Origin of the sequence: Pseudomonas sp. xss_4, from assembly GCF_043104125.1 — a bacterium.
GTDB lineage: Bacteria > Pseudomonadota > Gammaproteobacteria > Pseudomonadales > Pseudomonadaceae > Aquipseudomonas > Aquipseudomonas parafulva_B.
Map to the genome: position 1 here is coordinate 15,001 of NZ_JBICKJ010000091.1, position 15,360 is coordinate 30,360.

8 protein-coding genes are annotated in these 15,360 nt (G+C 49.7%); all 8 read left to right on the forward strand.

The window, feature by feature from the left end:
- The first annotated feature begins 17 nt into the window (after positions 1-17).
- Positions 18-1,463: a DUF4214 domain-containing protein gene (locus ACF8GB_RS20135; RefSeq protein WP_392527530.1), complete on the forward strand. Its 1,446-nt coding sequence runs from the start codon at positions 18-20 to the stop codon at positions 1,461-1,463.
- A gap of 145 nt (positions 1,464-1,608) precedes the next feature.
- Positions 1,609-4,080 (forward strand): glycosyltransferase, encoded by a 2,472-nt coding sequence (locus tag ACF8GB_RS20140; protein ID WP_392527584.1) that lies wholly within the window; start codon positions 1,609-1,611, stop codon positions 4,078-4,080.
- Complete coding sequence (locus tag ACF8GB_RS20145; RefSeq protein WP_392527531.1) at positions 4,077-6,467, forward strand: glycosyltransferase; 2,391 nt, start codon at positions 4,077-4,079, stop codon at positions 6,465-6,467. Before ACF8GB_RS20140 ends, ACF8GB_RS20145 begins: the two co-directional genes overlap by 4 nt.
- 33 nt (positions 6,468-6,500) lie before the next feature.
- Positions 6,501-7,667, forward strand: a complete 1,167-nt coding sequence (locus ACF8GB_RS20150; RefSeq protein WP_392527532.1) for a nucleotide sugar dehydrogenase — start codon at positions 6,501-6,503, stop codon at positions 7,665-7,667.
- A gap of 69 nt (positions 7,668-7,736) precedes the next feature.
- The gene (locus ACF8GB_RS20155; protein WP_392527533.1) at positions 7,737-9,026 is read left to right on the forward strand and encodes a hypothetical protein; all 1,290 of its coding nucleotides are present in this window, start codon (positions 7,737-7,739) and stop codon (positions 9,024-9,026) included.
- Between the two features lie 88 nt (positions 9,027-9,114).
- Positions 9,115-10,497, forward strand: coding sequence for a BNR repeat-containing protein (locus ACF8GB_RS20160; protein WP_392527534.1), 1,383 nt, complete (start codon positions 9,115-9,117; stop codon positions 10,495-10,497).
- Positions 10,494-14,270 (forward strand): glycosyltransferase, encoded by a 3,777-nt coding sequence (locus tag ACF8GB_RS20165; RefSeq protein ID WP_392527535.1) that lies wholly within the window; start codon positions 10,494-10,496, stop codon positions 14,268-14,270. The genes ACF8GB_RS20160 and ACF8GB_RS20165 overlap by 4 nt, the downstream gene beginning before the upstream one ends.
- An 8-nt stretch (positions 14,271-14,278) precedes the next feature.
- Positions 14,279-15,328, forward strand: a complete 1,050-nt coding sequence (locus ACF8GB_RS20170) for a glycosyltransferase (RefSeq protein ID WP_392527536.1) — start codon at positions 14,279-14,281, stop codon at positions 15,326-15,328.
- The last annotated feature ends 32 nt before the right edge of the window (positions 15,329-15,360 follow it).

Below are 15,360 nucleotides of genomic sequence, written 5' to 3' on the forward strand. Positions count from 1 at the left end.
AGTAACAGGAATACATCATGCAATACGATAGCCCTCAGTCGAGCAGCGCTCTGCAAGACACCCTGAACGCCGATAGCGCCAACCTGTCCGAGAACACCATCGCTGCCATCAGCAGCCTGCTGAACCTGGACAATGTCGAAACCGTAAACATTGCTGGCATCGAAGGCGCTGCCGTTGCACTGCCAACTTCGGGCCAAGCTGACATCGTCCTCGGCAAAGTCGAAGGCGCCAAAGGTGACCAAGTTGTTGTTGACCTGGCTGCTGCCGAAGCCGCTGGCGTTAGCGCTTATGTTCTGCAAAGCGACGCCAACCTGGTTGTTGACCTGCAAGGTCAAGCCGCTACAGCTGCTGACGTTCAACTGCTTGCAGCTGCTGTTGCACCAGCTGCCGTTGATACCTCTGGCATCGAGATGGTAGTTGCTACCGGTAACGGCAACGACGTTATCACGGTCAATGGCGACCAAAACACCCTGATCGATGCTGGTGACGGTGACGACACTATCGTTACCGGCAACGGCAACAACACCGTTATTGCTGGCAACGGCAACAACAACATCACCACCGGCTCGGGCGATGACACCATCATCCTGAGCGGCACCAACGATGTCGTCAACGCTGGCGCTGGCTTCGACGTTGTGCAGCTGGACGGCTCGCGCGATGACTACGAGCTGACCGTTGGTAACAGCTTCAACGTCAGCCTGACCGGCAACCAAACTGCCGCAATCAAAGACGCTGAGTTCCTGAAGTTCGTTGGTGAAGACGGCGAAGAGCAATCCATCGCCCTGGCACACAACGAAGCAGAAGCAGCAGCCCTGCGCCTGTACCAAGGTGTTCTGGGTCGTGATGCTGACGTCGACGGCGCCAAGTTCTTCACCGCCGCCGTCAACAACGGTACTTCGCTGACCGACGTTGCCAACACCTTCCTGAACTCCAACGAGTTCGCTGGTGGCAACAACGCTGCTGACGTCAACGATCTGTACCAGGCCCTGCTGGGCCGTGGCACCGACGGTGACACTGGCGCTGAAGGCTGGACCTCGCTGCTGGCCAACGGCGGCACCCTTGCCGAAGTAGCTGCTGCAATTTCGGTTTCGGCCGAAGCTCAGGCTCTGGATGCCTCCAACGGCACCTTCGTTGAAAGCCTGTACGCCGCTGCCTTGGGCCGCAACGCCGACGAAGTTGGCCTGCAGGACTGGGTATCGCAGCTGTTCAACGGCGCTAGCCGTGCCGAAGTTGCTCAGGCAATCGTCGGTTCGACTGAAGCAGCTTCCAAAGCCAACGCCGACTTTATCGATTCGCTGTACCAGTCCTCGCTGGACCGCAGCGCCGATGACGCTGGCAAGGCCTTCTGGGCTGCTCAGATCGAAGCCGGTGCTTCGCAAGCAGACGTCGCCCTGGGCATCGTTGGTTCCAACGAAGCTGTTGCACACATCGACAACGTCGTTGTACTGCACGGCCAGGTGTAACTAGCCCTGTCGTAGCGAAACGTACACCCGGCCGCAAGGCCGGGCGTATGCCAAAGGGGGCGGCTTTCGAGTCGCCCTTCTTTTTATTTTTTGTAGCCAAGCCAAGCTTATGTCCAGACAACTCGACCATGGGCGAGAAACGCTCATGGATATCTTCCACCGCCACCGTCAGGCCAACGAGCACGACGCGGCGGCAACTGCACTCGAATGTGCGTTGCAGATTCCCGAGTACCGGGCCGAAGCACTCGTATGGAAAGGCATCGCGGCCTTGCCGCAGACGCCGAAGCTGGCTTTTTTATTTTTTGCCGAGGCCGCCAGGGCCCTGCCCGACCGGGCAGATATCCACGCCCTGGTGGGGCGTAGCCTGCTGGGGCAAGGCCAACCCTCATTGGCCACGCGCTACCTGACCAACGCCTGGAAACTTCAGCCTAATGACCTTGGCCTGCGCCTGACCCTGTGGGAGGCCCGCAGCCTTTCGGAGACACCTGCGGACTTGCGTCGGATGATTCTGGCTCACCTGCCCGATATCCATACAGGGAAAGAGCTGGCGGTTGTGCTGAAGCTGCTTGCCGCACAAAGCGATGCGCCCGGTACTGTCGGGGTTGTACGCTATCTACCTGATCAGAAGGAAATCCAGGGCTGGGCAGTCGATCTGCACAACCTGCAAGTGCCCGTCTCTATTCAAATTGAAGCCAATGGCGGGCGCATCAACGCGACCGCAAGCGTCAGCCATCCGCTGCTCAGCGCAGCAGGCTTGCCAGCAAGCCATGGCGGGGTACGGGTGAGCGTGCCCAATCCTACGGCTGCGGTTACTCTGCAATTCGCCAATGGCACCCCCCTACTCGGCAGCCCGGTTTACGCCATGCCAGTCTTCGTCCCACCCGCCAGTGCGGGTGGTGGCGAAAACAACCCGGTAGATGTGCTTATTCCGGTCTATAACGGGCTGGACGAAACACTGGAGTGCATCAATAGCGCGCTGGACGCCCGCAAATTGAACCGCACTGCGCATCGCCTGGTGGTCATCGAAGACAAGACACCCGTCCCGGCGCTGGCCAAGGCGCTTAAAGTGCTGGCTGCCAAAGGGAAGATCACGCTGATTCAAAACGCAGTAAACCTTGGGTTCATCCGCACGATGAATCGCGCCATGGCCCTGAGCCCGAACAAAGATGTGGTGTGGCTAAACGCCGATACCCGCGTACACGGTGCTTGGCTGGATCGCTTGCGTGAAGTGGCCTATAGCGATGAACGCATTGCATCGGTGACGCCGCTCACCAACAACGGCGAGTTGATGAGCTTCCCACGCAGCCAGATTTGCCACGACATGCCTAGCGCCAAGGCGCAGGCCGAACTGGATGAACTGGCCCGCCAAGTAGCCAGCCCGCCGGTGGAAATCGAGACGGGCTGCGGCTTTTGCTTGTACATCAAGCGGGAGGCACTCGATGAGGTGGGCTACCTCGACGAGGTGCACCTGGCCCGCGGTTATGGTGAAGAAACCGACTGGTGCCTGCGCGCCCGTAGTCACGGTTGGCGCCATATGGGGGCGCCTAACGTGTTTGTGGCGCACCAGGGCGGTATTTCGTTCGGGGCCGAGAAGGTACTGCGTGTAGCGATGAACAACGCCACATTGCGCAAACGCTACCCCGACGCGTCGGCGCGCTATAAAGCATTTTGCCTACGTGACCCCATCAAACCTGCACGCCAAGCCTTGCAGCAAGCTCGCCTTGAGCACTTGGCGCGTAAGCCTGCAAATCTGCAGAGTGCATGCTGGCAAACGGGTGCAGACCACACGCTCCGCATCCACGATGGCACGATACCAGAAGCCGACTTCAGCTTGAGTTATCACCAGAGCAGCCACAGTACCAGGGTGCTGTTGACCGCTCCATTGACACCTCTACCGCTGAATCTTGAATTCGAGCTGCCGAACGATTTCATCCGCTTGGCCGAGTGCCTAAGCAATCTCCCATTGCAGACAATCTTGTATGAGCACTTGGCGCGATGCCCAGTGGAATTATGTGATCTGCCGGAAATGCTGGACATTCCGTATAGCATCCAGTGCCTTGATGACCGCTTGCTCGATCAACAGAGCGACTACGACTGGCAACGGTTTGCCCGTGAGGCTGTAAGCGTCATGGTGCCGTGGCCGGCACTCAAGCCCATTTATAGCGATGCGTTGCCTGGCGCCAACTTAATGGTGGGGGCAACCCCGGTTGCTAACGAGACTCCTACGCATGCGCCGCAGTCGCTGATGATCGGTGACAGCCTGCGCGATGAGGGAACTGCCATGGCCTGGCTGAATGCCGCTCGTCACATCAGCCAGGCCGGGCTACACATCCGTTTGCTTGCGCACGCCGATAGCCCTTGGCTGAATCAGTTGCAGGCCATCGGGAGTGTCCAGCTTTTACCAGAAGTGGAAGGCTTCAGTTTGGCCGAGCGTGCCCAATCCGCTGGCTGTGAGGCTGTGCTGAGCCTGGCCAAGAATTCTGGCAGTGACTTAATAGCGCATAGCCTAGCGACCCAACTTGGCCTAGCACTGTTCGCCTGCCCTACCCCGCTGAAAAGCGACAATGGGGCCACTAATTTTAACAAATTGCCTTTTACCTTGAGCCTGGCCCAATGACCGAACACCTTATGGAACAACCGCAGACGGAAGTGTCCGCCATTCAACCTCACTTCAGCGGGGCCATACTCGGTCTTCAAGGCGATGTGCTGCACGGCTGGGCGATGGATAACACGCAGGAAGAACACCGTCCCGTTGTTGAGGTACTCATTGATGGCGCTAGCGTGGCACTCATACGGGCTGACCAGTATGAGCCGAGTGTGCCTGCAGGCGACCGGTTCCATGGTTTTGCAGTGCAATTACGCCAGCGGTGGCTTGATGAGGCGCGGTTGATCACTGCTCGGATAGCTAATCAGTCGTTTGTGTTGGGCGGTCAATTGTTGCTTCCAACAGTACCTCCAGTCTCTAGTGGAGAGAGCGCTTCGGTCGCGTCCCAGGTTTGGCATACGGGTGGCCTGCGTGTGGGAGGTTGGTGTTGGGATCCGAAAGCACCCAATCGACACGTAGATATAACGGTACGGGAAGGCGACCGAATAGTCGCCCAAACCACATGTAATGAACACCATCAAGCATTGGTCTACCGCGCTACAAGTGACCATGGGTTTGGCATTGATCTGCCTTGGGAATTGGCTGATGGCAAATTGCATGTTCTAGAGATCGTAAATGATCTAGGCCAAGCTTTGGCAGGTAGTCCTATTCGTTTGTGCTGTCTGCCTGAGGGGATTGAAGGGTTGCTCCGGCAACTGAGCTCTGCGCACAACGGAGCAGCATTGGCCTTAATGACCGAAGTTGCTAAAGAGCAAAGTTTGCGTTTGCCCAAAAGCGCTGGATGGCAGCATTACCCCCATTGGTTCGAAGCGTTCCAGGGGTTAGATGAGCAGCAACCACCGCAACTACAGGGTAAGCTGGGCGTGTTGATGCTGAGCGACGGGAATACCCTTCATGAAAAAATTAGCCTTAACAGTTTAGGGGTAAGGCATGTTTCTGCGCATCCAGTGTCTATCGCAGGACCTAGCAACGTGTTGCCAGCTTTGGCTGAGCTGCTTGAAGCCGGTTGTGATCGGGTTCTGCCGATTACAGCAGGAGACCGCCTCGCCCCGAGCGCGCTACCGCATCTGAGTGCCTTGCTTGATGATGGTAGCGTATGGGCATACGCGGACTGCGACCGGGATGGTCCACAAGGCGAGCGCAGCCTACCCTGGCTGAAGCCAGTGTGGGATATAGACCTTTTCATTGGCGCCGACATTTTCACCCCTGGAGCGATTTACAGCGCCAACATCATCAGGAATGCCTTGTCCCTGCTGATGAGCTACAAAAATAACGCAGAAGTAAACGTCAATGACCTTACTGCCGGCATCGCACTAGCTACGCAACAAGCCCGAGCTAGGGTAGCTCATCTGCCCCGTGTGCTATACCACCGCTCTGTTCAAAGACCAGCAAGCCCAGAGCAGACCCAGCCGTGCCCGCAGCGACTGCAAGCAATGAAGTGGTTGTGCAAGAATCTAGCACCTGGTGCGACGGTGAGCCAATTGGTGGATTATCCAGCACTGTTCAGAGCACACTGGCCATTACCGCCAGAACTGCCCCGCGTGAGTCTTATCGTCCCAACGAGAGATAACTACAAGCTGCTGCATGCTTGTGTCGAGGGACTGCTTAACGAAACCGATTACCCCAATCTAGAGATCATTGTTGTCGATAACCAATCTAGTGATCGACTAACACTAGACTACCTTAGCGAACTTAGTAAACGCGGTGTAAAAGTGGTACGCCATCCCTACCCTTTTAACTACTCGACGATTAACAACCGCGCTGCAAGCTACGCAACAGGGGAGTTGATTGGCCTAGTAAATAACGATATCGAAATCATAGAGCCCAACTGGCTAAACGAAATGGTCGCTCAAGTTCTCCGGCCTGATGTGGGCGCGGTAGGTGCTAAGCTATTATGGCCGAACATGATGGTGCAGCACGGTGGTGTAGTTGTTGGAGTTAATGGGCTTGCCGCCCATACAGGCAACTCATTAGAACAGCGGGATAGTGGGTACTTAGGCACTAATCAAATAACGCGTCGACAAAGCGCGGTCACAGCGGCATGTTTACTGCTGAGAAAATCGGTCTTCGACTCCGTAGGCGGGTTGAACGAACGTGCATATCCTGTCGCGTTTAATGACGTTGACTTATGTTTAAAGATTCAGCAACAAGGACTGCATGTACTCTGGTGTGCGTCCGCCAAGTTGATTCATGCGGAATCAGCAAGCCGAGGAAAAGATCTCAGCCCAGAAAAACAGGCAAGAGCTACTCGTGAGCAGAATCACTTCAGGAGCACTTGGTCTAGTCCTGAGAAGTCTGATCCTTATTATCATCCAAACCTAAGTATTGACTATCTATCTGGGCCTTACGGGGGCTTGGCCTTTCCCCCTAGAGAAGCAGCGACGAGATACTCTAATTGACAGCATTGACTCACGGGAACGAGCAAAAGAATTATGAAGATTACTGTGGCGGGTACTGGATACGTCGGGCTGTCGAACGCAGTTCTATTAGCGCAGCATAACGACGTTCTAGCAATTGACATCCTTCCTGAAAAAGTAGAAAGGATTAACAATAGATTATCTACGGTAGCTGATGTAGAGCTGGAGCATTTCCTGGCAAATGAGGAGCTCAGGCTTCGCGGGACCACTGACAAGCGCGAGGCTTATTCAGAAGCTGAACTAATTATCATCGCTACGCCCACGGATTATGACAGCCACACAAATAAATTCGACACCGGTTCGGTAGAGACGGTTATAGCGGACGCACTAGAAATAAACTCCAATGCTGTTTTTTTGATTAAGTCCACTATCCCCGTAGGATTCACCGAAGAGGCAAGAAAGAAATTCCAACATTCCAACATCTTTTTTTCTCCCGAATTTCTCCGAGAAGGCCGAGCACTGCATGATAACCTCTATCCGTCAAGAGTGATCATCGGTGACGACTCAGAAATGGGTAAATCAATCGGACAGCTATTTTTAGACGCCGCTCACAAACCCGACGCGAAGTTAATACTTACTGACTCCACAGAAGCTGAAGCCATCAAGCTTTTTTCAAATACATATTTGGCAATGCGAATTGCATATTTCAACGAGCTGGACAGCTATGCTATATATCACAACTTGAATGCCCGCCAGATCATTGATGGAGTAAGCTTGGATCCGCGCATTGGGCAGCATTATAATAATCCGTCTTTTGGTTACGGAGGCTATTGCTTACCCAAAGACACCAAGCAGTTACTCGCAAACTTCTCTAGCGTTCCAAATGATTTGATCGGAGCAATTGTATCATCCAACCGGACAAGAAAAGATATAATTGCCGATGAGATAATCAAGAAAAAGCCGACAGCTGTGGGCATATATCGCCTTATAATGAAGTCAGGGTCGGATAATTTCCGCTCGTCCTCAATTCAGGGGATAATGAAAAGACTAGCGTGCAGCGGAATCAAACTTTATATTTATGAACCCAACTTGGACGACACCGAGTTCGAAGGGAGTCATGTAATCAAGGACCTGGAAGAATTCAAGTTACGCTCGGAAATAATACTTGCCAACAGATTGGATAGTAGACTTGAGGGTGCACTCGAAAAAGTTTACACGCGAGATCTTTTTGGAAACGATTAAAGACGATGAGTTTGCATCTCAATCTTTCCTCAAACCAATTAACTTTATGAAGATTTCGGATAACTGACAATGCCCAGAGCCACTAAGAAAATGCAACCTAAATCGCATTCAGCAAAGCGTTCTGCGAGCCAGACTGCAAATATCACTCAGGCTTCGAAGCAGCCGACGGGGATAGAATCTCCGATAATCGAGGAAGCAAACCTTGAAGCGGATGTAAATCGGCTGAAGCTTGAAGTAAAGAAAATGGAGCATCTTGCAGCCGAAGAACGTATAAGACTTGACGAAATATGCCAATCGCTGCTCTCTCAGTTACATAGCACGCAAGAGCAACTTGAGGCCATTTGGAATGAGCATGAGCGTGTAAATATTGAGCGCGAGCAATTTAGAGAGCTTTTCTTCTACACCCTATCAAAGAATTCAGACTTTTGGCTCTACAAAACGATCTCAGTAGAGCTGACCCCAACCAAATCAAGGATCGAAATTGATATACACCTTAAAGATACGTATATCAATGATGAGCGATTCGACGAAACGAAATTTAGATTGGCAATCGATAACGGCACGGCCGGATTAATTTTCCAAGCCGCTAAGCCTGGCGAGCCTACGATGATCAAAAAATGGCCACGTGAGCAGCTAAGCACGCAAGAACTATGTTGCATGCCGGCCCAAGGATCCAGCTTTGAAAATGCCAACGCTACGTTAATGAGTCTAGGCACCACTGACTGGCTTAGGGTCAAAGATCTATTCAAGAAACTCGGGCACTTCTTTGAGAATAACTTAGACACTATCCCGCTTAGCGATGAAATTACCATTCAAATATCGCGGGCACTCAATAACACTAATACTATTCTTGATAATTGGCCGAAAATATTACGCTATGATCAAGTATCGCTAGAGGACTCAACTGACTTCGACAACTACAATGCATTGAATATTTGTTTACACAATGCATTGATAGGCAACAAAGTTATTGAAAGATTTCCATACACGATGGCTACTACCTATACCAGCGAAGAACTGACCCAAGAGCATCCTCGGCTAGAGTTTTCGGAACTATGTCAGCACTTAATCGAGAACTGGTATGCTGAGACACAAGATGATCGTGGCGCTCGGCTCGAACTTAGATTTGCTCATCCCAATGCTTTGGACATCGACGTGTGGCATAAACTCAGTGAGAGGGATCAAATCCTGGTAGCAACCATACTCAGTGGAGCAGAGCGGCAACTTTCCGAGCTGGAAATTACACCTGAACTGAGCAACTTGGACACCGCAGCCTGGCACGAGGTAGCGAGGACTATGCGAAAAGCGTTAGGAGACTATACCCTGCAAAGTCGAATAAAAAATGGACACCGGACTTGATGATTGCCGAAACGCAGTAAGTAAAAAACATGCAATGGTCACTACTGCGCATCAATTCTAAACTCAAGCCGAATGCAAGTATTAAACAATGCTTAACACACTCAAGAAGCTCCTCAGGAAATGCAAAGTTTTAGATCAGGCTAGCTCAAAAGATACGCAAACAGAAAAGCCATATCAGGAAATGCCAGCATTACATATCGCTGAATTGGAAATTGGCGAGGGATGGGCATCGAATACTATTAATACGACCATCTTTCGGCATCATGCTATTCTTACGCTGAATAACGCGCAGTACACGGCTTTCTATGTAAACACCACAACTTTACGGATTATCAAGAGAGATCTGGCGACAGACCGCCTAGAAAGCCACGACATATCAGGTACTTTCAATCTGCATGATGCCCATAATGGAATCAGCCTGGGTTTCGACAGAAAAGGTAGGCTTCATATAACTTACGACCATCACGCATCCCGGCTTCAATATCGCATTTCTCGGAAGCCGCACGCCATTAATGACTGGACTGAAAGCCGGTCAATGACCGATGCACATGAAGATAATGTAACTTACCCGTCATTTATACTCCCTAGAATGGATTTCCCTCTGACATTTCTATATAGAGATGGCTCATGGAACAAGGGCAAGGCTCGTCTTAAATACTTCGATGAACAGACAGATTCATGGTCTGATTTAAAGGAGCCAGTGCTGTCGGGCGCTGACTTACGTCCTTGGACGGCCAATGCTTACTGGAACCATCCATGCGTCGGTCGTGACGGCTCACTTCATGTTTCATACGTGTGGCGCACTCACAGCCTACCGCCGAACCAATTGATCAATAACATTAATGTTTGTTATGCGAAATCAGTGGACAATGGCTTAACATGGTTCACAAGCAAAGGGCTTCAATATCAAACCCCTATAACTCCGGTAAATTCAGAAGTAATATGCGCAATATCTCCAGGCTCAAATTTAATCAACCAATGCGGTATGGCGCTCGATAGCAACAATCTTCCTCACATCGTTTTTTATGCTAATGATGAAAATAACATTCCGCAGTACCAACACCTTTGGTTTGACGGGATAACTTGGCGTACGCAGATAATATCTAGTCGCCTTGAAAGCTTCAGTTTACAGGGTGGTGGAACGCTTGAGATACCCATCAGCAGACCAGATATTATAATAAGTGACAATAACGATGCGCATGTCATATTCAGAGGCGATTTGACAGGGGATAGGATGGCAATCCTATCGTTGGAATCTCCCGATTACAAGTACAATAGCTCTAGAATTGCTTTGATAGATCCAGAACCACTGGGACGATCTGAACCGATAATAGATCGCTCTAGGTGGAGTACCGAAGGCATATTGAGCATAGTGATTCAAAAATGCCAACAGCCTAACCATGACGAACCTAAAGCTGAAACACTTAGCAGCATTCGAATACTAGATCTAAAACTTCGGAATAAATCATGACCAAGCCGTCTCTCGACTCTAAACCGTCCGTTCTAGCGCGAGGCAATGAAGCGCTACGGCAAAAGCGGTTCGCTGATGCTATCGAACTCTTCGAGTTGGCCAAAGCCGCTAACCCTAAGCTGGCTGAGCACATTAATTTCAATATCGCGTACGCCCAGCGCTTTATTGATCCTAGTGAAATTATTAAGCTCAGGGCATCCCCACTGGCCAAAGATAACTCTAGTCAGAAGCCACGACCTGTTTATGAATATCAATTCCGAGTTGAAGCAGTTGATGAGAGCAATTTAAAGGGTTGGGCGGTAAACACCAAGGTCGCTGAGGATATTTTTGATATTGATATTCTGATCAACGACCTACCTTATATAACCATTCGCAATGACGGAAATCGACCTGATCTTAAGCGGCACAAAAAATCAACGGGGAAAGGTGGAGTAGCATTCCGATTCCCCCCTGCTTTATTTGTTAAAGGTCATCATTCGCTTACGGCGAAGATGCCCAACGGTAAAGTTTTCCCTATAAAGTCGTTTGACATAAATCAGCCCACCGTGTCGTATGACACACACAGCTCGCCGAGCAAGCGACGCGTTACCGTCATCGTACCTATATATAATGCCATCGATGATGTGAGGGTGTGCATTGATCGTTTAACTGCCTATACGGACCCGAATGTAGAGGTTATTCTTATCAATGACTTCAGTTCGGACCCCGAAATTTCGAATTTTCTGTCCACTAAACTAGTACAACAGCGATTCATAGTGGTGCACAACGAAGAAAATCTTGGTTTCACTCGAACTGTAAATAAAGGAATAGAGCTGGCTCAAAGCAACGATGTTATTCTATTGAACTCAGATGCCCGCGTTACACCAAGGTGGATTCAAGGTTTGCAGTATGCATTAGTCCGCGATGATCGTATTGCAACGGTTACAGCGATGTCTGATCGTGCAGGCGCTTTCTCGGCTCCCAACATCGGTAATTCAAACGACTTACCTCAAGGGGTTTCTGAATCCGATTATGCCGTCGCTTTTAGGAGACGGTCGCGGCGGATCTACCCTGTAGTGCCTACAGGTAATGGGTTCTGTATGTACATTCGCCGAGAAGCAATTGATGAAATTGGCAACCTAGACGAAGCGGCCTTTCCCCGCGGTTATGGAGAAGAGAACGATTTTTGCATGCGCGCTAGATCGCGCGGCTGGATAAACATTATCGATGATGCGACTTACGTATTTCATGATAGATCCAAAAGCTTTGGCGGCGAGAAGACAGTACTAATTCAAGCTGGACGTAAAGAAGTAGACCGCCGATATCCCGATTACAAAAATGCCATTAAGGTCTTCAGTGAAAGCCCGCTCATCGCACTAGCTCGCTTTGCAGCCAAGCAAGCAGTAAATGATTGCCTATCCCTTGATGGTATCAAACCTCGTGCGCTATTCGTTGTAGCTACCAGTACTGGTGGAACACCGCAGACGAACCGCGACTTGATGCTTGCGTTGTACGATTCATGGGAGCCTTGGCTACTACACTGCGACTCCAATACTCTGACACTATATAGAGTTCACTTAAATGAGGATGACGAGATAGTTTACCGGCATCATTTGAACGAACCTGTAGATTTGCTCACACATACATCTTTTGAATATGACAGGGTAGTAAGTCGTTGGCTGCTGGAAACTGACTTCGAGATTGTTCACATTAGACATTTGGCTTGGCATTCACTTTCTTTACCCAGCTTAGCGAAGCGATCTGGCGCACGCGTGATTAATTCATTCCACGACTTTTATTCGCTCTGCCCTACTGTCAAACTCTTAGATGGTGATGACTACTACTGCGGCGGCGATTGCACTAAATCGAAGTCGGCACGCAATTGTTCTAATCCTCTTTGGAAACAAGAGCAACCGGCACTCAAGTCTGGATGGATTAACATTTGGAGAGAAAGATTTCAAAACGCTTTAGCGGATGTAGATCAATTTATCACTACATCCGAACACGCCAAGAATACCATCTTAAATCATCTTCCAGCAGTCCCAGCTTCTCGTTTTCACGTGATCAATCACGGGCGCAATTTTGATGGTTTTGCGAGCCCGGTTTTGAAACCCCTCGCTGATGGGGATAAAATTCGAGTCCTGATTCCTGGCAATATAAATAGCGCTAAGGGGGGGGACTTCATTCAAGAAATTCTCCGTCATGACGTACACCAAAAAATAGAGTTCCATATCCTAGGCGCTGTTGACGGCGCAATGACCAATCAGTTCTCTACCCACTGGCAAGATAGGATAATTTGCCATGGGGCCTATCAGCGGGATGACTTTTCAAAGCATGTGGCTTCAATAGCCCCACACGTCGGTGGCATCTTCTCAATTTGGGACGAAACTTGGTGCCATACTCTCACTGAGCTTTGGGCTTCAGGCATACCTGCTTTGGTATTGGACTTCCCAACAGTTGCTGAGCGAGTAAGGAAGTCACAAGCAGGATGGGTTTTACCTAGAGGCGACGCAGCCTTCGCTTGCAAATACATCGTTAGCGATGTCGTGTCTGAGTACGCAACTGTCCTATCCCACGTTTCCACTTGGCAAAAAACTGAAGGCTTATTCAGAAATACTCGTTGGATGGCAGCGCGTTACCACGATATCTATACGAAACCCCGCTGTTCGGATTCAGTACCGGCGCTTCATAGTTCTAAACCCAACACGAGAATGCTCGCGGTTGTATGCCCTAGTAACCAGGCGCAGACAGATGCCCCAGGCTCCACTTACGTGCGTATCTGGGAGCACGCACATAATACTCCAGACAGTTCCTTCGTACATTGCAAAATGACTCCGGACCAACTTGTAGTAGCGGTGCAATCAAAGGAAGTTTCTAAAGCAATTATTCAAAGAACTGCGCTCAGCGAAAAACACATCAATGCATTGATACCGTTTGTAAAATCTGGTGATTTTAGTTATACGTTTGACTTAGACGATAATTTGCTAGCCGTTCCAGATCATATCGATAGAAACGGAACGTATAAAAAATATGCTAACACACTAAATAAAGTCATCAGTAATGCGGCAGTTGTCACCGTTTCCACTGCACCTCTACTGCATGAGCTATCAAAGCGTCATGCCTCGGTAGAAATTATTCCTAACACTCTCAGCCGGCGTCTATGGCGACGACCGTTGATCAAAGCTAAAAGCGTTGACTTCACAGTAATTTACTTTGGAACAAAGTCTCACAGACAAGATTTTGAGATGATCTACCCTGCATTAAAGAACGTAAAGTCCGCATTTCCTGAACTGAAGGTATTATTAATCGATATTCTTGAGGATGGATATGATGTACCGGACTGGATCGAGAACTTTACAGTCCCTTTACCCAATAGAAAGTATCCGGATTTTGTAGAGTGGCTAAAAGAAATAGCCAAAACTGCAGATATTGGGATCGCCCCACTTGAGCACACACCATTCAATGCGTACAAGTCTAACCTAAAGGCGCTGGAATACGCCGCACTGGCTCTCCCTGTCATCGCCTCAAAATGTGGGATTTATGAACACATCAGCCGAGCGGCGCCGGCTATTTATACAATCCCTAATGACACTGCCTCATGGGCGCAGGCCATAACTGAATGCATATCTAAACGAACTGAGCTAGAAGCACTAGGTAACCGAAACCGCGAGTGGGTGCTGACCAACCACCTTTCGAGTGGAGGCTATGCTGATAATACGCCAGTAAATACAGCTTTCAGCGATAGTGAACCTGCTTCACTGCATCGCGACATTATTATTAAGCAGCGGAGCTAGGGCTATTCATGAAAGCTGATCACTTATTGAGACTACCTTTTCCATTTCGATATTTCGAAGCTAATGGATATGGTGCTGTTACCCGGGGATTGATAGGGGGCCTCGTTCGCTTAGGAGTTGATGTTCGAATTCCTAATACCGATTATTCCAGGTTTGCAGCGCGCTCCGGCTTGCAGTTGACCGCCGAAGAATCAAGCATATGGGAAGAAATTCGCTCTAAGCCCGATGATCTGTCAATCACCACCAGCTTACAAATATCTGTGCCTCATGTATTCGAATCGGTAGGGGGAATTGAGTACCTCTACACAATGACTGAAAGAAATAACTGGGCAGATAGATACTCGAATAAGAACTGGCTCGAAAAACTTAATTCACCAAAACTCAACATAATCACACCGACCCAGTGGAACAAGTCTGTTTGGATTGCAGGAGGGGTTACCAGCCCTATCTATGTATCTCCATGCGGCGTCGATCGCGATAAACTTTTAACTCACTCCAAAACCTGTTCCTCTGAGCGGACCTCAAAGTTCACGTTCCTATCCGTCTTCAACGGCTTAGGCAACAACTCATCGAGAGAAAATTGGAAATTATTACAACAAGCTTTAGAAATAGCGTTTGAGCACGATCCATCAGTTGAATGGTTAGTCAAAACAAATGAACTACCTCCGAGCTATGAGCCCTCGACGAAAATCGCTATGCGAATCATTGCCGACCCTCAACTTTCTGAAAGCCAAATGGTCCAGCTGTATATGACTTCCCACGCTTTCCTAAAAAACTCAGTTGAGGGTTGGAGCATGCCTACGATGGAGGCTATGTCACTACGAATTCCTGTCATCCATAGCTATAATACTGCCCCGACAGAGTATTTAACTAATGCGAATTCACTGATCTACGTACCAGACGACTTAGACACCTTAGTAGAACATCTGAAATTTATCAGAGCAAATCACAATTCCGCTCGAGTTGCTAAGATGGTACGTGCAGCCGAGACCACTGCTAAAGCCTACTGCTGGGAAACTGCCAGCATGAAGCTCAGAAATACACTTTTCCCAGAATAAGGACCACATGTGTGACTTCCATATCCGATCGA